20 protein-coding genes and 1 tRNA gene are annotated in these 25,993 nt (G+C 56.4%); 15 read left to right on the forward strand and 6 right to left on the reverse strand.

Annotated elements, in window-relative coordinates:
• Positions 1–46: 46 nt before the first annotated feature.
• The 9 genes from NP603_RS09285 (at position 47) to NP603_RS09325 (ending at position 14,606) form a co-directional block, all read left to right on the forward strand.
• Entirely contained in the window at positions 47–2,851 is a 2,805-nt protein-coding gene (locus NP603_RS09285) for a beta strand repeat-containing protein (RefSeq protein ID WP_256610594.1), read from the forward strand.
• Positions 2,852–3,073: 222 nt separating this feature from the next.
• A complete protein-coding gene (locus NP603_RS09290) occupies positions 3,074–5,176 on the forward strand; it encodes a cellulose binding domain-containing protein (protein WP_256610595.1) in 2,103 nt (700 codons plus the stop codon).
• A 213-nt stretch (positions 5,177–5,389) separates the two neighbouring features.
• Positions 5,390–6,505 carry a VPLPA-CTERM sorting domain-containing protein gene (locus NP603_RS09295; protein ID WP_256610596.1) on the forward strand — a complete coding sequence of 372 codons (1,116 nt, stop codon included), beginning with the start codon at positions 5,390–5,392 and terminating at the stop codon, positions 6,503–6,505.
• A gap of 107 nt (positions 6,506–6,612) precedes the next feature.
• Entirely contained in the window at positions 6,613–6,753 is a 141-nt protein-coding gene (locus NP603_RS09300; protein WP_256610597.1) for a hypothetical protein, read from the forward strand.
• A gap of 11 nt (positions 6,754–6,764) precedes the next feature.
• The gene (locus tag NP603_RS09305; RefSeq protein WP_256610598.1) at positions 6,765–7,112 is read left to right on the forward strand and encodes a hypothetical protein; all 348 of its coding nucleotides are present in this window, start codon (positions 6,765–6,767) and stop codon (positions 7,110–7,112) included.
• Between the two features lie 274 nt (positions 7,113–7,386).
• Positions 7,387–11,859 (forward strand): EAL domain-containing protein, encoded by a 4,473-nt coding sequence (locus NP603_RS09310; RefSeq protein ID WP_256610599.1) that lies wholly within the window; start codon positions 7,387–7,389, stop codon positions 11,857–11,859.
• Positions 11,856–13,307 (forward strand): GAF domain-containing protein, encoded by a 1,452-nt coding sequence (locus NP603_RS09315; protein ID WP_256610600.1) that lies wholly within the window; start codon positions 11,856–11,858, stop codon positions 13,305–13,307. Before NP603_RS09310 ends, NP603_RS09315 begins: the two co-directional genes overlap by 4 nt.
• 5 nt (positions 13,308–13,312) lie before the next feature.
• Entirely contained in the window at positions 13,313–13,900 is a 588-nt protein-coding gene (locus tag NP603_RS09320) for a biliverdin-producing heme oxygenase (RefSeq protein ID WP_256610601.1), read from the forward strand.
• Between the two features lie 154 nt (positions 13,901–14,054).
• Positions 14,055–14,606: a hypothetical protein gene (locus tag NP603_RS09325; RefSeq protein ID WP_256610602.1), complete on the forward strand. Its 552-nt coding sequence runs from the start codon at positions 14,055–14,057 to the stop codon at positions 14,604–14,606.
• Between the two features lie 557 nt (positions 14,607–15,163).
• Here NP603_RS09325 and NP603_RS09330 read toward each other — a convergent pair.
• The 4 genes from NP603_RS09330 to NP603_RS09345 form a co-directional block, all read right to left on the reverse strand.
• Positions 15,164–15,730 carry a hypothetical protein gene (locus NP603_RS09330; RefSeq protein WP_256610603.1) on the reverse strand — a complete coding sequence of 189 codons (567 nt, stop codon included), beginning with the start codon at positions 15,728–15,730 and terminating at the stop codon, positions 15,164–15,166.
• Between the two features lie 368 nt (positions 15,731–16,098).
• Positions 16,099–17,526 carry a cbb3-type cytochrome c oxidase subunit I gene (locus NP603_RS09335; protein WP_371928818.1) on the reverse strand — a complete coding sequence of 476 codons (1,428 nt, stop codon included), beginning with the start codon at positions 17,524–17,526 and terminating at the stop codon, positions 16,099–16,101.
• 76 nt (positions 17,527–17,602) lie between these two features.
• Positions 17,603–18,205: a c-type cytochrome gene (locus NP603_RS09340; RefSeq protein WP_256610605.1), complete on the reverse strand. Its 603-nt coding sequence runs from the start codon at positions 18,203–18,205 to the stop codon at positions 17,603–17,605.
• Positions 18,198–18,533 (reverse strand): hypothetical protein, encoded by a 336-nt coding sequence (locus tag NP603_RS09345; protein ID WP_256610606.1) that lies wholly within the window; start codon positions 18,531–18,533, stop codon positions 18,198–18,200. Before NP603_RS09345 ends, NP603_RS09340 begins: the two co-directional genes overlap by 8 nt.
• Positions 18,534–18,642: 109 nt before the next feature.
• Between NP603_RS09345 and NP603_RS09350 the strand changes: the two genes are divergently transcribed.
• Positions 18,643–19,101, forward strand: coding sequence for an Rrf2 family transcriptional regulator (locus NP603_RS09350; RefSeq protein WP_256610607.1), 459 nt, complete (start codon positions 18,643–18,645; stop codon positions 19,099–19,101).
• Positions 19,102–19,113: 12 nt separating this feature from the next.
• Here NP603_RS09350 and dnaQ read toward each other — a convergent pair whose 3' ends face one another.
• Positions 19,114–19,830 (reverse strand): DNA polymerase III subunit epsilon, encoded by a 717-nt coding sequence (dnaQ, locus tag NP603_RS09355; RefSeq protein WP_256610608.1) that lies wholly within the window; start codon positions 19,828–19,830, stop codon positions 19,114–19,116.
• A gap of 9 nt (positions 19,831–19,839) precedes the next feature.
• Entirely contained in the window at positions 19,840–21,909 is a 2,070-nt protein-coding gene (gene ppk1, locus NP603_RS09360) for a polyphosphate kinase 1 (protein ID WP_256610609.1), read from the reverse strand.
• Between the two features lie 123 nt (positions 21,910–22,032).
• Between ppk1 and cysM the strand changes: the two genes are divergently transcribed.
• From cysM to NP603_RS09385, 5 genes are all read left to right on the forward strand, one after another.
• Entirely contained in the window at positions 22,033–22,923 is an 891-nt protein-coding gene (cysM, locus tag NP603_RS09365; RefSeq protein WP_256610610.1) for a cysteine synthase CysM, read from the forward strand.
• Between the two features lie 86 nt (positions 22,924–23,009).
• Entirely contained in the window at positions 23,010–24,332 is a 1,323-nt protein-coding gene (rlmD, locus tag NP603_RS09370; protein WP_256610611.1) for a 23S rRNA (uracil(1939)-C(5))-methyltransferase RlmD, read from the forward strand.
• Positions 24,329–24,826, forward strand: a complete 498-nt coding sequence (locus NP603_RS09375; protein ID WP_256610612.1) for a L,D-transpeptidase — start codon at positions 24,329–24,331, stop codon at positions 24,824–24,826. Before rlmD ends, NP603_RS09375 begins: the two co-directional genes overlap by 4 nt.
• A 72-nt stretch (positions 24,827–24,898) precedes the next feature.
• The gene (truA, locus tag NP603_RS09380) at positions 24,899–25,702 is read left to right on the forward strand and encodes a tRNA pseudouridine(38-40) synthase TruA (protein WP_256610613.1); all 804 of its coding nucleotides are present in this window, start codon (positions 24,899–24,901) and stop codon (positions 25,700–25,702) included.
• A 108-nt stretch (positions 25,703–25,810) separates the two neighbouring features.
• A tRNA-Leu gene (locus NP603_RS09385) sits at positions 25,811–25,897 on the forward strand.
• Positions 25,898–25,993: the final 96 nt, after the last annotated feature.

Raw genomic sequence — 25,993 nt, forward strand, 5'->3', positions numbered from 1 at the left:
ATTGCACGAAAGAAGCTCCTACTCGACAAACCTAAAACAAATAGTTATGAAAAGATTACAAAACAATGCTATCCACCATGCCAAGTTCCGGCGCAGACAGCTCAGCGCGGCGATCGTTTCGTTGCTGGCGTGTGGCTTTGCTTCAGCGCAGCAGGTTTATTGGAATCCGCAAGGCATTTATTCAGGTACCGGGTATTGGGATACCCATGTCTGGTGGGCCAATCACTGGGAGCCCGGACAATCTGCATTACCCGGCGCCGACGACGATGTCATCATCAATACCTCGGGAACGGCCGACAGCATTATTCGCAACTGGGCTGGCGGACCTTACGTAATCAATAGTGTCAATACCTATAGCGGCGAAGAGACGTTGGTCATCGAAAGCGGCGGGTTGACTCTGAACGGTGCGGCGACGGCCGACAATGCGACGGGTCTGTCGACAGTAAGCCATTTCAAGCAAGGCGGCGGATACTTGCAAGGCACCGGCCATTTGGTCGTTAACGGCAATGCCATTTTGACCAACGCCTTGCAATCAGGCAATGCAACCACGACCCTAAAAGGCGGTTCAACCATCAATAATTCGCTGAATCTCGACGCCGGCCGCATCTTGCGTAACGAAGGCGCGGTGGCGATGAAAGGCAGTGTCAATATGAATAGCAGTGCCAGCGGCGGCGCCGGCCGTATCGATAACGCCGCCGGGGCGTTATGGGATGCGCAAGGTTACGACATTAACGTTGGCGCGACGGCCGACCTCAACCAATTGCCGGGTTACGGGGTATTCAACAACGCCGGTACCTTCCGCAAGAGTGGTGGCGCTGGCGGTACCCGATCGTACGCGGCTTTCAACAATACCGGTACGGTCGAGGTGCAAACCGGCAGACTGGAACTGGCGGCCGGCGGTACGCATAGCGGCGCCTTGAAGGTCGCCAACGGCGCGGAACTGAATTTCAACGGCGGTGTTCACGATCTGAACGACGGCACGACGCTGGACGTGGCGGGCACGCTGTCAGTCAGCAACGGCACCGTGACTGCCAATGCGGGCGCCAATATCGCCGGTACCACCCGCCTAAGCAACAATGCCACATTGAACCTCAACCAAGACTGGCAAACCGCCGGCTTTATCCAGAGCACAGGCGGCTTCTTGCAGGGGACAGGCCATCTGACCGTAACCGGCAGCGCCAATTTGACCAATGCCGTACAATCGGGACCAGCAACCACCACGTTGAAGGGGGCTTCAACCATCAACAACTCCCTGAGCCTAGATGCCGGCCGTATCTTGCGCAACGAAGGGACTATGACGATGAAAGGCAGCGTCAGTCTGAATAGAACTGCCAGTGGCGGCGCCGGTCGCATCGACAACGTCGCCGGGGCAGTATGGGATGCGCAAGGCTATGATTTCCAAGGAGGCTATCCGTCCGACCTCAATCAGCTACCGGGCTACGGAGTATTCAATAATGCCGGCACCTTCCGTAAAAGCGGCGGCGCTGGCGCTACCCGGTTTTATGCGGCCTTCAACAATACCGGTACCGTCGATGTGCAAACCGGCAGACTGGAACTGGCGGCCGGCAGCTCCCATACCGGCATCTTGAAAGTCGCCAGCGGCGCGGAACTGAATTTCAACGGCGGCACTCACGAACTGAACGACGGTACCACCACGGACGTGGCGGGCAAGGTGGCAATTACCAACGGCAACTTGAATGCCAACGTTGGCGTTAATGTCGCCGGCCATACCAGCCTGAGCAACAATGCGACGCTGAACCTCAATAAAGGTTGGCAAACCGCCAACTTCACGCAAGGCACCGGCGGCTTATTGAAAGGGTCGGGTAACCTGACTGTAGCCGGTACTGCCAATTTGACCAATGCCGTGCAATTAGAAGCCGGTACCACCATCTTGCAAGGCGCTTCAACCATCAATAATTCCCTGAGTCTGGATGCCGGGCGCGTCCTGCGTAACGAAGGGGTAATGACGATGAATGGCGGCGTCAACATGAACAGCACTGCCAGCGGCGGTGCCGGCCGCATCGACAACGTAGCGGGAGCGCTCTGGATCGCGCAAGGCGGACAGATCAATGCCGGCACTTACGCCGATCTGGGTGACCTGCCTGGCTATGGCGTTTTCAAAAACGCCGGCACTTTTCGCAATAGCAGCGGCGCAGGTACCACCACGATCAACGCGGTTTTCAATAACAGCGGCACAGTGGAGGTACAGGCCGGCCGGATCAGCATGCAGGGTGCAGCGACGGCCAATGGCTTTAGCAACGCCGGTACGATAACGACTGCCGGCAATGCCAGCTTCGAAACCAACATGAGCGGCAAAATCTTTAGCAATACCGGCCGAATTGATGGCGACGGGGCCATATCCTTGTATGGTTCCAACAATAGCCTGACCAACGCCGGCTTAATCGGCGCCGGCAGCGGCGACGCGGTCGGCAGCCTGACCATAGACTTGGGTAACGGCGGCACCTTCAAGCAATCGGCCGGCGGGGTGTTGGACTTCACGCTGGCTTCGTTATCCAGCTTCGACACCTTGAGCTTCCAAGGCCTGAACAGCAAGGTGGAACTCGGCGGCACGTTGCAACTTACCGGGTTGGCTGGTTTCAACTTCGGCGCGGGCGATTTTACCCTGATGACCTTCAATCCAGGGGCCTTGACCGGCACCTTTGCCCATATCGTCGCGCTTGGCTTCGACCCTTCTTGGCATTTCGACGTGAAATATCTGGATAACTCGGTGGTGCTGCACGCCACTACCTCGGCGGTGCCGTTGCCGAGCGCGGCCTGGATGATGCTGAGCGGTCTGGCGCTGATGGGGATGCGTCGGGCGGCGGGACGGAGGTTGGCGGCAACCGCCTAGTCTGTTCGCGGTTTGCCGTTACTCTCCGGAGGCTGCGATTTTTTACGGGTTAATCAACCGAGCGGCTAGACAAATCGCTTTCGCGGGATAGCGCCTATCGACGAGCGTGCTGTTATCTCCAGTCTTGTGCCGATTGCGACCGAAACATGACCGATTCGTGACGACTTTGCCTTGCCGGTCTCACTACTATGGATACGTTTTTAACTGACTAAGAACCGAAATATGAAACATCAATTTTTCACATCGGCGCAAGCCGTGATATTAACCTGCGGCTTGTCGATACTGGCGCCGGCCGTTTCTGCGCTGCCGATGGCCGGCAATACGCCGCCGATATTGGCAATGGGCGTCGGCAACAGTCCGGTCGGAGAGGCCGGCCGCCACGCCGACATGCCGCTCGGCTACCGTTTTCAATATTTCACCGGCGGCCTGGGCGCCGACGACTGGCGTAAGTGGTTGTCGCCCGACGGCAGCTTCGCCGACAAATGGCTGGAGGAGAGCCATCAAGCCGGCCTGACGCCGGTCATCACCTATTATGAAATCGTCCATGCCGCGCCTTACCGCTTCGAAGAGCCGCCGAGCCGCAACCTGCAAACGCCGGCGACGATGAAGGCTTATTTCGAAAACTGGATCTTCCTATTGCAGCGCATTGCCGCCTTCGGCCATCCGGTAGTCGTGCAAGTCGAACCCGACCTGTGGGGCTATATCGAATGGAGCAACAGCGATCCTGCGCAGACCGGGGTCGCGGTGGCTAGCTCGGGCTTGGCTCAAGCGGCGGGTTACGAAAACAATGCCCGCGGTTTCGCCAAGCTGATGAAGGCGTTGCGCGACCAATATGCGCCAAATGTGATCCTGGGTTGGCATGTCTCGGGCTGGGCTACCCGCACCGACCTGATCGTCAATCAAGGCGATCCGGACAAATTGGCTGTGGAAACCGCCAATTTCTATCGCTCCCTGGATACCGAATTCGACGTGATGTTCACCGAAACATCGGACCGCGATTCGGGCTTTTACCAGTTGCAGGGCGGCCCCGACCGCTGGTGGAAACAGGAAGACTTCGACCGCTTTCGCCAATTCGTGTCCCGCTTGCACAGCGAACTGAATCAGGACGTCATCATCTGGCAGATTCCGGTCGGCAATACCCTGTACCGCAAATGCAACAACACGCCCAACCATTATCAGGACAATCGGCCGGAATATTTCCTGAAGCCGGTGGTGGACAGCGGCGACACGACGCGTCTGCAGCAATTTCGCGATGCCGGGGTGGTGGCGCTGCTGTTCGGCGCCGGCCAGGACGATCAGACCCGCTATTTCGATTACGTGAAGGACGCAGTCGAGGACCCGGCGCCGATCGACAATCGCGCGCGCAATCGTACCGACCATCTGAACGACTTGCCGGCCTTGAACAGCGACGACGACGGCGGTTTCCTGAGACTGGGCATTCAGCGCTATTACGCCAATGGCGCGCTGCCGCTGGCGCCGCGCGTGCCTTCGCAATGCGGCGACGGCATCGATAACGATCACGATGGCTTGACCGACTTCCCGAACGATCCCCAGTGCCAGTCCCCAACCGACAATAACGAGGTCGAGCCGTTGCCGGCGTGTACCGACGGCGTGGACAACGATAGCGACGGCTGGATCGATTATCCCGACGATCCGGGTTGCAGCGCAGCGGACGATGGCGACGAATCCAACGGGCCGGTGCTGACTAGCTTGCCTTCCAACCTGGCGATTAGCAGCGACTGGGGAACGGGGTATTGCGCCGACGTCACCGTTCGCAACAACAAACAGGCCACGGTGCTTTGGCAAACCGGCTTCGAAGCGGCGGGCAGCATCAGCAACATCTGGAACGCCAATTACACGCAGACCGGCAAGCAAGTGACGGCTAGCGGCGACGAATGGAACAAGGAGTTGGCGCCGGGCGGAACTGCCAATTTCGGTTTCTGTGCCGACCGTTCGCCGGCACCGGCGGTTTGCAGCGACCAACTCGACAACGACGGCGACGGCTTGGCCGATTACCCGGACGATCCCGGTTGCTCATCCGCCGAGGATGGCGACGAAACCGATGCCAATCCGGGGCAGATTCAGCACAGCCTGCATGTCGACGCCGATTGGGGCTCCGGTTACTGCGCGACCGTTACCGTCAACAATCTTGGCGTTAGCGGCCAGCAATGGTCTGTCGATTTGAACATCGCGGGCAGGGTCGACAATTTGTGGAACGGCATTTATGGCCAGTCCGGCATCTTGTTGAAGGTCAAGGGTGAAGTCTGGAATGCAACCCTGGCGGGCGGCGCGTCGACCAGCTTTGGCTTCTGCGCCAGCCGCTAGAGGATGAACCCGGCACAAGGAAGCGCAATGTAATCTTTCGGCCGGCTCACATCGGAAAAGGATGATCCACTTTGGGGAAGCCGGCCTCTTTAAATTGCCCGCATCGGTTCCGCGCGGCTTAGGCTAAGAGTTTTTAAAAGCAGGTTTGCACGATCAGGTCCTGTTTTTTATGGTTTTTCAAGAAGTTCGTATTTATTCTTTCGGAGCAAAGAAATGTTAAAACATGCGTCGGCCGTTCTTGGCCTGGTAATGATTCCATTGGGCCATGTCCATGCGGCATCGCAAATTTCCGGTTGGGAGTACCGCGGCAACACGACTACACACTTTTCCCACTCGGATGACCATTCGCCGGTGAAGCATAACTACTACGCCCCCGGGCAGCACCCGCCAATCGTCTATCCGGACGGGGCTCCCACCGGAAACCATACCTCGGGATATGCTGACGCGACCAGCCAAACTTTGCGGGCTTCGGCGTATTCATGGGCGCGTCCTGGGCAAAACGAAACTCCTTCTAATGACGCACAGTCAGTCATCGCGGCGAGTTTCACTAAAACCCTGACCGTCAATGCCGGAAGTTCCGGTCTTTCCGTTGGCTCGCCGGTTACCCTCCGGCTGGCCATTAATTTCGACGGAGCTTACTCCACCCAACAGGGGTGTACGACCATACCCTGTGTGATTACCAATGGTTATGATGTCGCATCTGGCGGTTGGGTTGTTGTCAATGGCAGCTACCGAATTACCGACTCGAACCACCTGATCGGGCCGGGCAACAACCCCGAGGTAGTGGCCGCCTTCGATTTTCAGGGAAAAGAAGCTAACGAATCGAGGAGCTGGGGCTATATCGACCGGGTGTATGGTGAAGAACACCCTTGGTGGATAGACAAATATGACCCCGATCACAATGGCATGAACGATATGAGCGAGGACTGGTGGTGGAGTGCCGCGAGCAATGGTATCGAAACGGCAGGGGATAGCGTGCACAACTCGTATAGCGGACCCTTCGGGCTGCCATTCTCGGGCACGGCGCCCAATATCGTACAGACCATCGATTTTCAAACCTATATCGGTGCTCAGCTTGCGATTTCCGCCGGCATGGATATCAGCACCTATGTGTATTACCACGGAGACGCCGGAGAAAAGACCGTCTACGGCAATTTCATGAACACCTTCAGCGCCGGCATCACGTCTCCCAACGCACCAGGGGTCGAACTGTCTTACCATACGGTGGCTCCGGTTCCGTTGCCCGGCGCTGCCTGGATGTTTTTGTCCGGTTTGGCGGGTTTTTGGGCATTGAGGCGGGGCAAAGTAGCGATATGCGATAAGGCCTGATTCGCAAAGACCGTTCGTCAGGCGATTGTTTAGCCTACTACCCGATTTTCGCGGCGTTTTAGTGGCCAATTCATGAGCGGTTGCCGACCGCTGGCAGTAAGCGCCTGGTGAATCCAACCAGCGCTTATGCCGAGATTGCGAAGGTGGAACCGCGTGCCGGCTTCCCGGTGATGGCGGCGGACAGTGCATTCTTCATGTGTGATGTCAGCCTCGATACGTTCGGGGACGGCGGCCTCCTTTTATTATGAAGAGAAACAGCATGATCGATAGCATTTTTCGGCTGTCCGAAAGCATTCGCTACGTTGCCGTCTATCGGAATGGACAGCTCCGGTCGAAGTCAAGGACCGGCCTATCGGGCGCAAGCAGCTCCGAGAGCGACCGATATGAGGAATTATTGGTCAATCCCGCCTTGTTGAAACTAGCCTCGCAACGCGGCAATATCGATTGCGGCGGCCTTGATTATTTGGTGGTGCGCTACGGAAATTTTTTCCAGTTCGTTCTTCCCACCGAATGGGGGCATGTGTCGGTTTGCATCGAGCCGGATGCGGAGCCGATCAGGATCGGCGAATTGATAATGCTGCAGTGCCTAAGGGAAGGACCATGTTAAGTTAAGCCTGACCGCTTCCGCAGCCCAGGTTCAGGATCGGTCTGATTTGGGGTTTGGGCGCTTTTCCGGTTAAGCAGCCGCTGCCGCGGTTGCCGCCAGCGCCGGCGTTATCCGCCCGCCGCGTCGGGAAAATCGGTGCGAAGCTTGCCTGACTGCTGCCGGATTTCCGGTCGCTAATCGCGGCGATTGTTGACCGCGCGCCAAGTTTGCGCCGTGACAATCCCACCTACTTATGGATAATACCCCGGGTATTTCGAATCGCCCAACCCACTCAATGTTAGAACCCAATTCATCGAGCAAGCTTTACGTCGTCGGCATAGGCGCATCGGCAGGTGGATTGGAGGCTATTAGCCAACTCATCAGCCAATTACGCCCCGAGTTACCTTGCGCCTACGTGGTGCTTCAGCATCTGTCGCCCAGTTACCGCAGCATGATGGTGGAGATTTTGAGCCGGGAGACCGTACTCAAGGTCAAGGAGGCGCAAAACGGCGATCTACCGGAAGCCGGCTTCATCTACGTCGTTCCCGCAAATTACAACGCTTATATCAAAGAGCGCCATTTGATTTTGGTGACTGCCCAGCCGGAAGTCGTTCCCAAGCCGTCGATCAATCAATTTCTGATTTCCCTGGCGGCAGAAGAAGGCGATTCCGCGATCGGGATCGTGCTGTCGGGCACCGGCTCCGACGGCGTCGCCGGCTTGCGCGCGATCCAAGCGGCTGGCGGATTTACCTTTGCCCAGACGCCGGAGTCGGCCAAATACGACGGTATGCCCAGATCCGCCATCGAAGCGGGGGTCGCGGACCATATTCTACCCCCCGAAGACATTGGGGCGCGATTGCAGCAATTGTTGGAAACGCCGGCACCCAATCCGGAAGTCATCCCGCCGCCGGATCAGCTCGACCAATTGCTGGGTAAGTTGCGCGACAAACTGCATCTGGATTTTTCCGGGTACAAAATCGGCACTCTGTTGCGGCGGGTACGCCGCCGCCAAATCGCGACCTCCAAGTTGGAATTGAAAGATTACTTAGACTGGGTGGATCGCGATTCCGGCGAATTGGATGCCTTGGCCCGCGACATCTTGATTTCGGTGACCGCTTTTTTTCGGGATCGCGAGGCATTTGCCGCGCTGGGCAGTTCCATACAAGAGCTTTGCAAGCGCAAGCCGTCGGGCGGCGAGATTCGGGTTTGGGTTGCCGGTTGCGCCAGCGGCGAAGAAGCCTACTCGGTCGCCATGCTCATTGCCGAAGCATTGGGCGAACGGCTGCAGCACCATAGAGTGCAAGTATTTGCGACCGACATCGACGACGATGCATTGAATGTCGCGCGCCGTGGGATTTACCCTGCCGCCTCGATGGCGGAAGTGCCGGCGGAGTTATTGGGCCGCTATTTCAGTCCTGCCAACCAAGCTTACGAGGCCGGCAAGTTGCTGCGCGACATGATCGTGTTTGCTCGGCACAATCTGGTCAGCGATCCGCCGTTTTTGCGCCTGGATTTGGTGTCTTGCCGCAACGTTCTGATTTATTTCGACTCGCCGTTGCAGGCCAAGGTATTGCAAACCTTTCATTTCGGGTTGCAGAAAGAAGGCTGTTTATTCCTGGGACGTTCGGAAAGTGTGGCCCAGGCCGAACAATTGTTCACGCCATTGGATCGCCGCGAACGCCTGTTCAAAAAAACCGGCGACTCGGCGATATTGCCGGGCCCGGTCAATACGGCCAGTTTTAAGTCGCCGCTGCATAAGCGCGATCATAAGCAGGAAGCGTTGCTATCCGGTTTGGTCAGGCACTATGGGGTGACGGCCGCCCTGATCGACAGTAAAGGCAATATCCAGCATACCGTCGGAAAGGTCGACCATTACCTGCAATTTCCGGTAGGGAGCACCCGGCTGTCGATTGCCGATGTCAGCGTGCCGCAATTGCGCGGCGAACTTTTGACGTTGTTGCACCAGTGCGAACAAACCGGCAAGCCTCAGCGCGGGCGTAAACGTAAGTTGAGTAACGAGCGCTTTCGGATTTATGTCGAGCCGATTGCCGATAGCAATAGCCAATATCGGTTGGTGCTGTTTGTGCCGGATAGGGCAGACGCCGCCAACGACGAGCCCGCCGGCCTGACTCCTAACCGGGCGTTGGAAGACGAGTTGGTCGCTACCCGCGAACATTTGCAGGCATTGGTGGAAGAGCTCGCCACCGCCAACGAGGAAATGCAGGCGCTCAATGAAGAAACTCAGGCCTCGAACGAGGAGTTGCAAGCGACCAACGAGGAATTGGAGGCCGCTAACGAAGAATTACAGGCCACCAACGAAGAGCTGATCAGCTTAAACGAGGAACTCAGCGTCAAGACCCAGGAATTGGCGCGGCTGACGGAAGAATACGCGCACTTGTACGACGCGTTGCAATTTCCGATTTTGGTGTTCGATCGCGCATGCCAATTGATCCGCTTCAATGCGCCGGCGGCCCGCCATTTCGACCTGCGCCCCACTGCGCTGAGGCAACATGTCAGTCGCCTGCGCCTGCCGGAATCGATGAAGCATCTGGACAATTTACTGGGCAGCACCTTGGCGCATGCCGACCGTATCGAGCGTGCGGTCAAGTTTAACGAGCGCTGCCTGCAACTGGCAATCACTCCGGGTCTGGACGCGACCGGCAACGTGGTTACCCTGGTCGCGACCCTGATCGATATTACAGAAATCAGTCAAGCGCAGACTCAATTACAGAAATCTCAGTCGCGTTTGAGCGCATTGATGGAAAACACTACCGTCATTTTCGCGATGAAGGACACCAAGGGCGATTATTTGTACGCCAATCGGCGATTTCTCGAATATTTCGACATTCCGGCCGAAGGCTATTTGGGCAAAAACGATTTCAATCTTTTGCCCAAAGACTTGGCCGCCAAAATCTGGAGCGCCGATCTGGAGGCCTTGCGCATGCAAAAAGCTGTGGTGTGCGAACATGTCATCAATAACGGCAGCGAAACCCACCACTTGCGCACAGTACATCAATCCTTGCAGGACGAGGACGGCATTCCGACCGCGTTTATCACCGAAGCCGAGGATGTTACCGCCGCTAAACATGCCGAACAGCAATTGCGCATTACGGCACGGGTTTTCGAACAGGCCGGCGAAGCCATCGCGGTCACCAACCCCAAAGGCGTTATCGAAACGGTCAATGCGGCGTTTACTCATATCACCGGATATCTGATGGAGGAAAGCATTGGCCACACGGTCGGTTTTCTGCTGAAATCCGGCCGCCATAGTCTCGAGTTTTACCAATCGATGTGGCAAGCCTTGAATCAGAAAGGCTATTGGCAAGGCGAAATCTGGAACAAACGCAAGAACGGGGAAATCTTTCCGGAGTGGCTGACCATCAATCGGATCGACGATAAAGATGGCAACCCCGAGCATTTCGTTGCGGTATTTTCCGACATCACTAGTATCAAAGATTCGCAGCGTAAAGCCGAATATCTGGCGACGCACGATCCTTTGACCGGTTTGCCCAATCGTGCCTTGTTTCAAGACCGGTTAAGACATTCGCTGGCCAAGGCCAGACGAAGCAATAACCAGGTGGCGCTGTTGTTCATCGACTTGGATAATTTCAAAAACATCAACGATAGCCTGGGTCACGATTATGGCGACGAATTGCTGAAACTGGCTGCCGCGCGGTTGACGGATGTCGTGCGCGACATCGATACGGTTGCGCGTTTGGGCGGCGACGAATTCACCGCCATTCTGTCCGATTGCAACGTCAAAACGGCGCAAGCCATCGCGCAACGCTTGCTGGACGATTTATGCGCTTCGTTCGAGATCGATGGGCGCAGCCTGTTCATTTCTGCCAGCATTGGCATCGCCTTTTTTCCCGAAGACAGCAACGATAGCCAGGGGCTGATCAAAGCCGCGGACACGGCCATGTACCGCGCCAAAGAGCAAGGCCGCAATCGTATCGGATTGTTCAAACCCGATATGCAAATCAAGCTGTTGAAGCAACAGGCGCTGGAAAGCGGTCTGCGTGAGGCCATCCGGCAGAAACGGCTCAGATTGGTTTACCAACCCAAATACCGAATCGAGGCCGGCAAACAGTTGATCGGCGCGGAAGCCTTGCTACGCTGGCACGACCCCGAACTGGGCGACATATCGCCGGCAGAATTTATTCCGATTGCGGAAAGCAGCGGGTTCATGTTGGATTTGGGCGAACATGTGTTGCAGCTGTTGCTGGCGCAAATCGCCTATTGGCTGGGCCAGGGCCTGCATGTTCCGACCATTGCGCTCAATGTATCGGCCAAGAGTATTCGGGAAATCCACTTCGCCAATAAAATGTTGAGCTCCTTGCAGCGTTACGGCGTCGCCGCAAGGCAAATTCAAGTCGAAATCACCGAAAGCGCATTGTTGGAAAATAGCGTTACGGTCCGAAATAATATACTGGCGATTCACGAAGCCGGCGTCGGCATCGCGATCGATGATTTCGGTACCGGTTACTCGTCTTTAAGTTATTTGAAGCATCTGCCTTTGACCGAATTGAAAATCGACAAGAGTTTCGTCGAAAGTTTGGGCGAGCGAGCCGAAGACGAAGCCATTGCCCGGGCGATTCTGGGCCTTGCCGGAGCGCTAAACTTGAAAACCGTCGCCGAAGGCGTTGAAAACGAGCAGCAACTGCGCTGGCTGCAGCAAAACGGCTGCGACATCTACCAAGGCTATTTATTTTCCAAACCATTGGAAACCGACAATTTCGAGGATTTATTGGCAGGACTGCGGTTATGAAACCACGCTTTCTCGATCAGTGCGAACAGGAAGCCTTGCATCTGTCGGGCGCGATTCAAGCTCACGGTGCGCTGATTATCGTCAACGGGCAAGGCATTTGCGACCGCGTTTCCGAGAATATTGAACGGTTCGCCGCGCTGCCGGCCGAGCGATGGCTGGGTCGCACGCTGCCTGCGGAGCCGGCCGATTGGCTGAAACTGTTCTCCAATCAAGGTTCGCGGCGCTTGATCTTATACAAAACGGCTTTAGCGGATCGCCCGCTCGATGTGATTTTAAACCGGCTCGATAGCGGCGCTATCAGTTTTGAATTGTTGCCTCATGTTCCCTGGCGCCAAACCTCGCACGGTATTTTCTTGCCGCAAACGCCAGACAGCGAGGCCGAAATCGAGCGAATGCAGCAGGCGTTGACCGAAAAGGTAGCCGCCATCACCGGCTTTCAACGCGTCATGCTGTATTTGTTCAGGGAAGACGGCGACGGCGAGGTCATCGCCGAAACGGTTGCTGCCGACGGCCATTACGGTACTTATCTGGGCTTGCGTTTCCCAGCCAGCGACATTCCGCAAATCGCGCGCAAGTTGTATTTGCGAACGCCTTGGCGTTTTATCGCCGATGCCTTGGCCGATCCCGTTGCGTTGCTGGGTAACGATGACCAAGCCGACTTGAGTTTGGTCGATTTGCGTAGCGTCTCGCCGGTACACCGGACGTATTTAAGCAACATGGGGGTCAGGTCGTCCTTGTCTTTCCCCGTCGTCGTCAATGGCGCTTTGACGGCGCTGGTCGCCTGCCACCAGCAGCAGTCGAGCTTGCTTTCCCCGCAGACGTTGGAGTTGGCTGCCGAACATGTTCGCGCTTATAGCGTCGCAATAACCAGTTTTCATGCTCGCCGCCGCATCCGCATGATAGATGGGTTGACCCAACGTTTTGAACAGGTTAAGCATCTGCTCCAGCGCCATGGTGCTATCGAGTCGGCCTGGCCGGAGCTGGCACCGTGGCTGGTTAGTGAATTCAAAGCCGACGGCATTTGCTTAGCCTTGGGCGACAGGTTTATCGTTTGCGAACACGGTTTCGAAGCGGAAGCCCTCGGGTACATCGACGATTGGTTTTGCCACGAAGCGGGCGAACTGGTCTGGCAATGCGATAGCTTGAGGCGCGAGTTCCCGGATTTTCCGTTATCCGAGGTTGCCGGAATCATGGCCATGCGTCTGACCACTCAAGCGGGCATCGTGCTTAGAATCTATTTGACACGCATGGAGCACATCCACGAAGTGGCATGGGGCGGCAATCCGGACAAACCGGTCGAATACCACGACGGCCGGCTAGGCATTGCGCCGCGCCGCTCCTTCGAAAAATGGCTGGAAAAACGCATGGGATACAGCCGGCCTTGGGAAAACGAATCACGTTTATTGCTGCACAAATTGCGTGATCTATTGCAAAACCTCTATGTTTAGTACCGATGCAATCTGATTCAGCCGACCGGGGCGTTCCGAGCAATTCTTGCGCCGCTAAGGTCTTACGCCAACTGACCCAAGATCGGCATCGCGCCGTCGAAGCGCTGCCGATATTCCGGCGCTTGCTGCTGGCTGAAGTTACCCTAGCGGATTATGCGGCAGTGCTGACGACGCATTACCGGTTTTATACGGTGGTCGAGCCGGTTTTGATAGCGAATAATGCGTTGGGCTTGTCTTATCAAGCACGACTGCCTTTGCTAACGCGGGACTTGACCGCTCTGGGCTGCCCGCTTCCCGCAAGCACTAATCATTCGCTGACGATACCGACGAAAGCCGCGGCGTGCGGCTGCCGTTACGTGATCGAAGGCTCGGCGTTGGGCGGTAATATCATCACTGCGCACCTACGGGCGCGTTTGGGAGATGCGATCGATTCCGCTCTGGCTTTTTATACGTTGGACGGCCGGCCATTGTTGAGTTGGCCTAAAGTGCAAGCGGCTTTATCCGAACAACTCGACAGCCAGCAGGCGACAAATGAAGCCGCTGCTTACGCCAATCTGGTTTTTAGCCTATTGGAGCGGCTTGCCAATGCTTGATTTTCGCCGGCTTGGGGGCTTTGTGCGCTACGCGTCGGCTGGGGTCGCAGCGGCCGAATCCGACGCGTTTGGTCTCGCTCTGGTTTTCATTGAGATTTCGCAATCTCGCGATACGATACTCGGCCGAATAGAGCAATAGAAAAGGATAAATGCCATGCGAAGTCAATGCGCTAGATCGTATTCGGTGTTGGCGGCTTTGCCGCTGGTGGCGATGTTCGTTTTCGGTGTCTGCCGCGCCGAGGTCCAGCTTAAGCCAGATCCGCGGCTGACGCCGGGCGACACGGTGACGACCGATATTCATGTCGTCTGCCAATTAGGCTACGCCCAACAGGCCAGGGAGATTACCGAAACCGAAAAAAGGCAGGTATTTCGTTTGTACGGTATTGGAGCGCAAAATGCACGCCGTTACCAAATCGACCATCTGATCAGCCTGGCATTAGGCGGCTCGAATGCCGTCAGAAATCTGTGGCCGCAATCGCTCAATACTCAACCGTATAACGCTTATCGGAAGGACGAACTGGAAAATAAGTTGCGCGAATTGGTTTGTGCCGGAGACCTTCCAATTCGTCAGGCGCAGGTAGAAATTTCGTCGGATTGGATCGAAGCTTATAAAAAATACTTGGGGCCGCCGCCGAATACGGCGCATAAACCGGCGGCGAACGCTCGGCCTGCGGATGCGGTTGTGCGCGACGAATCGGCGCAATAGTATCGATGGCCTCGAGTTCGGTTCATGCGGTGCGTTTTCCGATTGGTGTATCGGTTGGGAGCATCGGTAGTACCGACGATGGCTCAACAGCGGAAATTGGGCAAAGGCCCTGCCGAGCACTTCACCTGGTACCGTATCCGTATGGAGGGCTGTTAAAGTTCGGCCGGTGTCCCACCCTGGCCGGGGCGGTTAGGTTCGTGCTATCGGTTGGTTTTCGGCGAAAAGCATTTCGATGACTCGCCCCGCACGGCGCGGATGTTGGACAACGATTTTTTGCGGCAGGCTTTGCTGAAACGCTCCGACTTCCTCAACGGCAAATACTTTCCCCCAATGGGCGCTGAGTAGTGCTAACGGCATAGAATAGGGAACGGAACACTGTGGCAACTGGTGCGCAAAGCCTCCAAGAGCCGTCCGCCTGACAGGTGCAAATTTTAACGGTTTTGTTGTCGGGCCTTTTGCGGCCGCGGCTTAACCGATCTGTTTCCCGCGCAGGCGATAGCATCGAGTTCGGACCAGCGGGCGGACTGTCGCATCCGCCCCTCAATACATCTTCGATATTAAATAACGCCGCCACAGGTTCCGGTTACCGGATTGTAATGTTGTCCAGCTATCGGGCACGTGAACCTGAAGTTGACGATCGGTTTCCGATATTGGCCGATCGAGTCCAGCATGAAATAGGGTACCAACGGCACCGGACCGTTAAACTGGTAATCCAAGCCGACGCTGGAGAACGGCGCTTTACCGCCGACGCCGACGAAAAAGCCGTTTTTGAAATCGTAGCCGCCGCCGACTTCGCCTTGCAGGTAGTCGGCGCCGTTAAAGTATTTCAACCGGATCTGTCCGGGTTGCAGTCCACCCCAAACCCGAAACGAAAACGAAATATCGCCGCCATAGGTTTCGCCGTTTGAGCTGACGTTGGCATGGCGAAATCCGACGACCACTTCAGGAATGAAACTTTCTCCCAAGGTCCATTTCAGGCCGGCATAACCGTTATCGACATTGCGCGCACTACGCGAACTGTTGATCAGCGGCGAGGTATTGACGAAGGAGGCCATTGCCGGCGTACTGAAAATTAATGCGGCCGCCGCGATTGGCCCAAAATTACGGGTATTGGGGAAAGTCATGGTTTTTCTCGTTATTGTTGTTATCGGTATTCCGAACGCCGAGCATTCTTGATAGACAGTATCGAAGAGATTTCCGCGATCCAACAAACGGATTCGGCAAAATAAGGCCGGGTAGTCACACTTTTGCGAACCGGTTCCGGGATGGTTGCATTAGCGCCTGTAATTTTTAGGGCCTACGGCGTTTGGCTTGGAACCGTCAGAATGGAGTGTTAACACGCTTTTGGGGCAACGGTGTTGCGTTCGGACTGACGGCCGGGACAACAAGAGAGGAGCGTGTTCGTGCTGCGCCAGCTTTAGCAGCGGAACGAGTTGAGGTACGGAATACCGGGCAAGCCGGTCGGTGCTTGCCCGGTTGGGTCGATAACCGCTTATTCGGCTTGGCTAGCGATTACTGCGGCCGGCCGTTGTTCGCCTTTGCCGATTTCCACTAGATCCCAGAACAGTAAGCCGCCGCCGGCCGCGGTCATCAAGCCGAACACCATGCGCCAGACCATGGCTTGCATGAACCACGGGTGGTTTTGCGCGGCGAAGTAACCGGCCCAGGTCGAGCCTTCGACGGCGCGTTCTATGAAGGATTGCTCATAACCGGCGATCAACAGCGCTACGGTCATACCCAAGACGCCGAGGTTCAATAAAATCGCCGCCGCTTTCCAGCGCCAGCCGTTGGCCAGATCGCCGCCCATCCAAACGTTACCGCGCGCCTGTTGCGCCGCTAAGTAAAAGAAGGCGATATTGATCGTGGCGTAGGCGCCGAAGAAGGCCAGATGGCCGTGCGAGGCCGACCATTGCGTACCGTGTGTGTACAGGTTGATTTGCGGCAAAGTGTGCATGAAGCCCCAGACGCCGGCACCGAGAAAGTTGCCAAAGGTGTGGGCAATGATCCAGGCCAGGGCAGGGTGGTTACTGTTTTTAAAGCGATGGACGCCGGAATCGTAGACCGAATGCACCACCATCGCTACCAGCGGGATCGGTTCCAAGGCCGAGAAAAATCCGCCGATGCTGAACCAGTATTCCGGCGTGCCGATCCAGAAATAATGGTGGCCCAAGCCTAAAATGCCGGAGCCGAACATCAGCGCCACTTCGATATATAACCAGGTTTGCACGATTTGGCGGCGCACGCCGAGCAGTTTCATCAAGCTCCAGGCCATGATGCAGCCGACCAATACTTCCCAGGTGGCTTCCACCCACAAATGGATCACCCACCACCACCAGTACTGGTCGACCGAAATGTTGGTCACGTAAAACATCCCGGCCAGATACAAACCGGCCAATGCCACCAAGTCCAGCACCAGCACGCCGGCGATGCCGGACCATTGGCCTTTGGCGAAGGTGGCGGCGACGTTGTAGAAGAACGTCAATACCACGACGACGATGCCGATGTCGGCCCAGCGCGGCGCTTCGATGTATTCGCGGCCTTCGTTGATCAGCCACAGCGAGGTGTCGTTGCCGGCGCCGAACTGGATGAACAGGTAGACCAAAACCACCAGCGTCACGGCGCCGGTCAGTACCCAGAATGCCAATTGCCCCCATTTCAGACCGACGATTTCGACGCCGCTTTCGTCTTCCAGAAACCAGTACACCGAGCCGATGAAACCGTACAACATCCACACCACCATGGCGTTGATGTGCACCATGCGGTTGACGTTGAAATCCAGGATTTCGTAAAGAAAACTTGGAAACAAGAATTGCAGGCCGGCCAGCAGGCCGAACAGCAATTGCGCCATGAACAGCACCATGGCGACGGTGAAGTAGTGCACCGCCAGTTTCTGGCCGCCGCTCAAATGCGGATTGGCCATGAACTCGGCGTGGCGTTGCTTGCAGCCGGACCAGCAGGCGGCCGCTTTGTCTTGGAAAGTTGTCGCTGTCATGGTGTTAGTCCTCTGCGCCGAGTGCTCTGAAATTGTGCGGGAAGCCGTTGGTATCGATGGATGCCATCCATTTCAGGAAAGCGACGATGCCTTCGGCCTCTTGTTGAGTGATCTCCAGATTCGGCATCTTGCGGTTGGAACCGAAGGTGCGGGCGTTCTTTTCCGGATCGAGCAGGAAATTGAGCATCATCTGTTCGCGCGATTCTTTGGCGATCCAGCCCTGGTCCAGCCAGGCCTTGGTCAGATCCGGCGCATAATAGGCGCCGTTGCCGAGCAGGGTGTGGCAGTTCATGCAGTTTTTCGCCTGCACGGTTTTCTTGCCCAGATCGACTAGCTTTTCCGCTTCCTCTTCGCTCAAGCTTTTGCCGAACAACGGCGCGTCGTCGCCGATCACGGGCTGGTAACGCTGTTTGCTTTTATCGAAACGGTAACCGATGTCTTTGTTGATCACGCTGTAAGCCGGCACCCGCGGGCCGCCGGCGGAAATCTTCGCCAACGAGTCGAAAGTTAATACCACTAGCAGTACGAATGAGCCGCCGGTGACCCAGATTGCGGTTTTCTTCCAGAAAGTTTCCGACGCCCAGCGGGGTGGAATTTGTTCAGTCATGGTGACCTCCAGGTTGGTGATGGTGGTGGTCCGGCTGGTGCGTCGCAGCGCACAATCGCCAGATGAAACGCGGCATCCAGCCGTAACCCAGCGCCATCAGCAGCGAAAGCGCCAGCCAATAGCCGCTGAAATGGTTGACGTAGCTGAACAGTGCGACGCAAACCAGTAAAGCGAAGTAAGTCACCCAGGCGGCGATACCTAGCGAACGCCGTCCGGCGATCTTGCTCCAGGCGAATAGCGCCGCGTACAGTGCGGCGAGCAAAATAATCAATGCCGCACTGAAAAAACTCAGAAAAAAATCGGATAAGGCCACGGGTTCGATCAGCATCGGTTACCACCGTTGGTTCAGTTTTTAAGGTGTTTTTTAAATGCAACTTTACGGCAAGTGTAAGCGCCATTAACATTTATTTCAAATGCAGCTTTAACGAGGACTGAACATGCAACTGACTGCCCATACCGATTACGCGCTGCGCGTGCTGATATATCTGAACGTCAATAACGAAAAATTGGTAACGATTACCGAGCTGGCCGATTTCTTCGGTATTTCCCGTAACCATCTGGTCAAAGTCGTGCACAAACTGGGCGTGAAAGGCTTTGTTCGGACGGTGCGCGGCAAAGGCGGCGGCATTCGCTTGTCCCGGCCCGGCCGGGAAATCAGTATCGGCAGCGTGGTCCGCGAAGTCGAAGGCCGGTTTCAGATGGCCGAGTGCTTCAATCCGAAGAAACAAGGGCTATGCCCTTTGGAATACGGCTGTGGCTTGACCGGTTTGCTGGGCAGCGCCATCGAGCAATTCTTGCAAACGCTGGATAAAGCCGCGTTAAGCGACATCAGCGTGCCGGCAATGCCGGCCAAATCCATTGCCGGTCTGGCCGAGTCCGGCGGCAACCCACGCTAAACACCGCCGGTTTTATTCTTGCCAGAGGCAGAGTCCGCCGCTGGCTTTGCTGATTTTGGCCAAACGTTGCTGATGAGCCGCCAACTCCTCCGCGCCGCAGGCAATCACTTTCAAACGCGGCCGTTCCGCCGGCAATCTGACGATACCACGCTCGCCGCCATCTTGCTGTTGTTCGCCGTCGTCCAGCAATGACGCTTGGCCGCCGGTCATCAATAAATAGACGTCCGCCAGAATCTCGGCGTCGAGCAATGCGCCGTGCAATTCCCGATGGCTGTTGTCGATGCCGTAACGTTTGCACAACGCGTCCAGACTATTGCGGGCGCCGGGATGTTTTTTACGGGCGAAAGCCAGGGTATCGAATACGCTACTGTTGCTTTCCACGGTGCGGGTTTCGCCGGGCAGTAGCGACAGTTCGTGGTTCAAGAAGCCGACGTCGAACGGTGCGTTATGGATGACCAGCTCGGCGCCGGCGGTAAATGCCATGAAATCGTCGACCACGTCGACGAAGCGCGGTTTGTCGCGCAGAAACTCGTTGGTGATGCCGTGCACCTCGATCGCTCCGGCATCGATTTCGCGGTCCGGATTCAAGTAGACGTGGAAATGCTTGCGGGTCAGCCGGCGGTTGATCAATTCGACGCAACCGATTTCGATGACCTTATGGCCTTCTTTCGGATTGATACCGGTGGTTTCGGTATCGAGGACTACTTGGCGGTTTACCGGTTTGCTCATGGCTTCGCCTCAGGTACAAAAGTGTTTCAGCAGCTCGGTCTGCACTTGGTAGGGCGGATGCCGCTCGTCATGGACCCGCTGATACTGGCCGTCCGGGCCGAGTAGCCAGGCCTGGGTGTTGTCTTTCAAATAACCGTCCAGGTCGCCGAGTATGCGTTCGGCGATTCTCTTGTCGGCGATTGGGAAGCAGACTTCAACACGGCGAAACAGGTTGCGGTTCATCAAGTCGGCGCTGGAAGCATAGACGGCCCAGTCGCCGCCGTTGTAGAACGCATAAACCCGGGTATGTTCCAGGAAGCGGCCGACGATGGAGCGGACTTCGATATTCTCGGAAACGCCCGCTACTCCCGGCCGCAGACAGCACACGCCGCGCACGATCATTTTGATCTTGACGCCAGCCTGTGAGGCCCGATATAGCGCCTGGATCGCCTGTTCCTCGACCACGGCGTTGACCTTGATGACAATCTTGGCCGGCTTACCCTTTTTGGCCTGTTCGATTTCCCTTTCCACCATTTTCAGTAAGCCGTGGTGCAGCGTAAACGGCGATTGCAGCAATTTATTCAGTTTGCTGACCTTGCCCAGGCTGGTCAATTGCATGAATACCCGGCGCACGTCCTCGGCCAATTCCTTTTCGCAGGTGAACAGGCCGTAATCGGTATATAGCCTGGCCGTGCGCGGATGGTAGTTGCCGGTGCCGAGATGGACGTAATTGCGCAACGTGTTGCCCTCCTTGCGCAGCACCATGCACATTTTGGCGTGGGTCTTGTAACCGACCACGCCGTATACCACGTGAGCCGCGGCTTCCTGCAATTTGGCGGCCAGGCCGATGTTGTCCTTCTCGTCGAACCGGGCCCGCAATTCGATGACTACCGTGACTTCCTTGCCGGCGCGAGCGGCTTTGATCAGCGCGGCGACGATAGGTGAATCGACGCCGGTACGGTACAGCGTTTGCTTGATCGCCAGCACGTCGGGATCGGCCGCGGCCTGCTTGATGAAATCGACCACCGGCGAAAACGATTCGTAGGGGTGGTGCAGCAGGATGTCCTGTTTACGGATGCTGGCGAAGAAGTCCTTGTTGCGGCCGAAGGCCGACGGTACGCTGGGTTTGAATGGCGGGAACTTCAAATCGGCCCGCTCGATCATGCTGTAGATCGCTTGCATCCGACTTAAATTGACCGGGCCGTTGGCCAGAAACAATCGGTCCTGGGTCAAATCGAAGCGCGCCAGCAGAAATTGGGTGGTTTCTTCCGGGCAGTTGGCGTCGATTTCCAACCTGACCTCGTCGCCGTAGTTGCGCATCGCCAATTCGCCTTCCACAGCCAACAGCAGATCGTCGATCGCGTCGTCGTCGACGAAAAAGTCGCTGTTGCGGGTGACCCGGAATTGGTAGCAGCCTTTCACCGTCATGCCGTTGAAAAGGTCGTTGACGAAGGCGTGGATGATCGACGACAGAAACACGAAATCGTGCGGGCCGCTGTCGGTTTCGTTGACCGGCAATTGGATGATACGCGGCAGCGCCCGCGGGGCCTGCAGCACGGCGCGGCCACTGTTGCGGCCGAAAGCGTCTTTTCCGGTCAACGAAATAATGAAATTCAAACTTTTGTTCAGGATGCGCGGAAACGGGTGGGCCGAATCCAAACCCACCGGCGTCAGAATCGGCAGCAATTCCTCGTTGAAGTATTTTTCCAGCCAGGCCTTTTGCGACGGCGACCAGCGGTCGCGACGCAGGAAGCGGATGTTTTCGCTTTCCAACTTAGGAATTAAGATTTCGTTCAGCACCCGGTACTGTTCGGCCACCAGTTCGTGCGCTTTTTGCGAAATTTTCTCGAACTGTTCGTTGATGGTCAGGCCGTCGGCGCTGACCAGATTGGGGTCCATTTCCGCCATCTGCAACAAGCTGGCGACGCGCACTTCGTAAAACTCGTCGAGGTTGGAACAGGATATGCATAGGTAATTCAGGCGCTCCAGCAGCGGCAGCCTTTCGTCCAACGCTTGCGCCAGCACCCGGACGTTGAATTCCAGCAGGCTGTGTTCGCGGTTCAGGTAGAGTTCGGGACTCGTCAAATCGATGGATTCCATGTCTGCTGCGGGTTGGATTGGGGTGATTGGATTATAAAGGAAAACTTTTAGGCTTGGGTTACAGCGGCGCTCCAGCCCTCGAACTTGCTATAATCGCCGCGATAACGCAAACGGATACCATTGATGAACTTCCCAACCATTGAGACTTTTGTCGGAAATACGCCATTGGTGCGCCTGCAACGTCTGCCGGTGGCCGGCGGCAACACCGTTTTATTGAAGTTGGAAGGCAATAACCCGGCCGGTTCGGTCAAGGACAGGCCGGCCGTGAGCATGATCAAACATGCCGAAGCCCGCGGCGAGATCAAGCCCGGCGATCGACTGATCGAAGCGACCAGCGGCAATACCGGTATCGCATTGGCGATGGCCGCGGCGATCAAGGGCTATAAAATGACCTTGATCATGCCCGACAACATGAGTGCGGAACGGATCGCGTCGATGAAAGCTTATGGCGCCGAGATCATTTTGACACCGGCAAAACAAAGCATGGAAGGCGCGATCGATTTGGCGCGGGCGATGGAAGCGCGCGGCGAAGGCCGGATTTTGGACCAGTTTGCCAATCCCGATAACCCGCGTGCGCACTACGAAGGTACCGGCCCGGAAATTTGGCGCGACACCGATGGCAAAGTGACCCATTTCGTCAGTTCGATGGGGACTACCGGCACGATTATGGGGACTTCGAGGTATCTTAAGGAGCAAAATCCGGATATTCAAATCGTCGGCGTGCAGCCGGCAGGCGAATCGAAGATACCCGGCATCCGCCGCTGGCCGCAGGAATATCTGCCGAAAATCTACGACGCCCGCCGCGTAGACCGGATCATCGAAGTCGAGCAATTGGATGCGGAAAACACCACGCGCAGTCTGGCGGCGGTGGAAGGTATTTTTGCCGGCGTCTCGTCCGGCGGCGCCGTGTTTGCCGCATTGAAATTGGCCGAGCAAGTCGAAAACAGCTTGATCGTCACCATCGTCTGCGACCGAGGCGACCGCTATTTGTCGACCGGCGTATTTCCGACCTGAACCACCTCTTTTAAACTATCCGTCTTCGCATCCTGTCATGTCGGGTTGCGCTCTACCGAGCGGCCCCGACCTAACTTCTACTGATAATGGCCCACAAGAAAAAACTTCCGCTCGAACCCGTCACCGTAACCATCGAATCACTGTCCCACGACGGCCGCGGCGTCAGCCACGTCAACGGCAAAGTGGTATTCATCGACGAAGCCTTGCCCGGAGAAACCCTGGATTTCGTCTATACCGACAGCCGCCGCGATTATGCCGAAGGCAAAGTCGTCGAATTGCACGACCGCAACCCGCATCGGGTCGAGCCGGCTTGTCCGCATTTCGGCCGTTGCGGCGGTTGCAGTTTTCAGCATGTCGACGACGCCGAGCAAATTCATTTCAAGGAAGAATTGTTGCGCGACCAGTTCCGTCGGATCGGTAAGCTGGAAATCCCGCAAATCTGGGAAGCGTTGACCGGGCCGCATTGGGGTTACCGGCGTAAAGCCAGGATGGGCGTGAAATGGGTGGCGAAGAAGGGTAGGGTGTTGGTCGGCTTTCGCGAACGGCGCAATCCGTTTTTGGCGGAAATCGATAGCTGCAAAGTCATGCATCCTATCGTCGGCGAAAATCTGTTGGCCTTGGGCGAGATGATTGCCGGTCTGTCGATCAAGGACAAGATTCCGCAGATTGAAGTCGCGATCGGCGATAACGACTGCGTGCTGGCGGTGCGGGTGTTGGAACCGCCTAGCGCGGCCGACCAGCAGCGCATGCGCGAATATGCCGAAAAGCTGGGGGTGACGATTTGTCTGCAACCGAAAGGCCCGGACAGCATTGTGCCGTTGGACGGGGAAGCTGAAGTCGTGCCGAGTTATGCCTTGGCCGAGCAGAGCGTCAAATTCAATTTCCGCCCGGCGATGTTCACTCAAGTGAACTATGAAATTAACCGGAAGATGGTGACTCGGGCCATTGAGGCCTTGGATTTGGGCAAAGACGACCGGGTGCTGGATTTGTTTTGCGGCCTGGGCAATTTCACCTTGCCATTGGCGACCCGCGCCGGCCACGTCGTCGGCGTGGAGGGCGATTTGCCGTTGGTCAACCATGCCAGGGAAAATGCCCGTCTCAACAATCTGCAGAATGTCGAGTTTCACGTCGCCGATTTGAGCAAGGACGTCAAGGACCTGCCGTGGTGCAAGCAGAAATTCGATAAAGTCCTGCTCGACCCGTCGCGGGCCGGTGCGTCCGAGGTTTTGCACAATTTCAAGCACTGGCGGCCGGAACGTATCGTTTATGTGTCCTGCAACCCGTCGACACTGGCTCGCGACGCCGGTATTCTGGTCAACGAACTCGGCTACAAATTGGTCAAAGCCGGCGTGATGGACATGTTCCCGCAGACCGCCCACGTCGAATCGATTGCATTGTTTGTGAAATGACGGATGCGTCGGCGGCTTGCTTGATCGATGTCTCGATCGCCGAACAGCGCTTGCGTTTGCTGCAAGCTGGCGCGGTCGTTGCCGATTATCCGGTATCGACGGCAAAAAATGGTCCCGGCGAAAGAAAGGGCAGTTATTGTACGCCGACTGGCTGGCACCGGATTCGCGCCAAGATCGGCGCCGGTTTGCCGATTAACAGCGTGTTCAAGGCTCGGCGTCCGACCGGTGAGATTTACAGTCCCGAATTGTCGATTCAACAGCCGCAACGCGACTGGGTTTTGAGCCGAATTCTGTGGTTGGGCGGTTTGGAGCCCGGCAAGAACCGTTACGGCGAGGTCGATAGTGGCTGGCGGTATATCTATATCCACGGCACGCCGGACGAATTGATGAACGGACAACCGGAGTCGCACGGTTGCGTGCGGATGAACAATGCCGACGTGATCGCCTTGTTCGATGCGGTGCCGGTCGGTTGCCGGGTTTTTATTCATGTCTGAGCCTCGTATCCGAGATATTACGGGCACTTTAAAACACCGAATGGTGCCTGCCGTTCTCGGCGTGCTGATTGTATGAATCGCATCGTTTTAGGTATCGAATACGACGGCAGCGCCTACGCTGGCTGGCAATGGCAGCAGGGCAAACGCACCCTGCAAGGCGAACTGGAGCGGGCCTTGAGCAAAATCGCCTGCGCGCCGGTCATTGTCGTGTGCGCGGGCCGGACCGATGCCGGCGTCCATGCGCTGGAACAGGTGGTGCATTTCGATAGCCCGGTACAGCGCGATTTGCGCGGCTGGTTGATGGGTGGCAACAGCCATTTGCCGGACGACATCCGGATTACCTGGGCGCAGCCGGCAGTTGCCGACTTTCATGCCAGGTACAGCGCCATTGCCCGAGCTTACCGCTATGTGATTTTGAACCGGCCGACAAAATCGGCCCTGCTGCGCAATCAGGCGACGTGGTGCTACTGGCCGCTGGACGAGCAGCGTATGCACCGAGCCGCGCAGCATTTGCTCGGCGAACACGATTTTTCCTCGTTTCGCGCTCAAAGCTGCCAATCGGTCAGTCCGAACCGTTTGATGTACTTCATCGACGTCTACCGCGACGGCGAGAAAGTGCTGATCGACTTATGCGCCAATGCCTTTTTACATCACATGGTGCGCAATATAGCCGGTGTATTGATCGAAATCGGTAGCGGTAAACAGCCTGAGGATTGGACTGCCGAGCTATTGGTCGCCAAGGACCGTACTCGGGCGGCAATGACGGCACCGCCCAACGGCCTGCATCTGGCCGCGGTGTATTACCCAGGCCAATACGGTATTGCCAAACATCCGCTTTTCGATAAGTTGCCGGCTAACGCCAAGCGGTTTGACTGACGCAAACGGTTTGGCCAGTGTTTGCCGGACGGAGTCAGTCAATCGTTTTTTAGGCAGGTGTTGACATCTACGCTGGCGATCTATACAATGGCGACTTCACTTGACTCAGCCGAGGTGGTGAAATTGGTAGACGCGCTAGCTTCAGGTGCTAGTGGGGGTAACCCCGTGGAGGTTCAAGTCCTCTCCTCGGCACCATTTATTTTTCCCGGATAAATGGTCTTTTCTTCTTCAGTTTTTTGTCCTTTTAGCTGGTAGGTAGGCTGTTCGCAATTTGCGTGTCAGCACCAATTG

Source organism: Methylomonas aurea, assembly GCF_024505045.1.
In the GTDB taxonomy this organism is placed as follows: Bacteria; Pseudomonadota; Gammaproteobacteria; order Methylococcales; family Methylomonadaceae; genus Methylomonas; species Methylomonas aurea.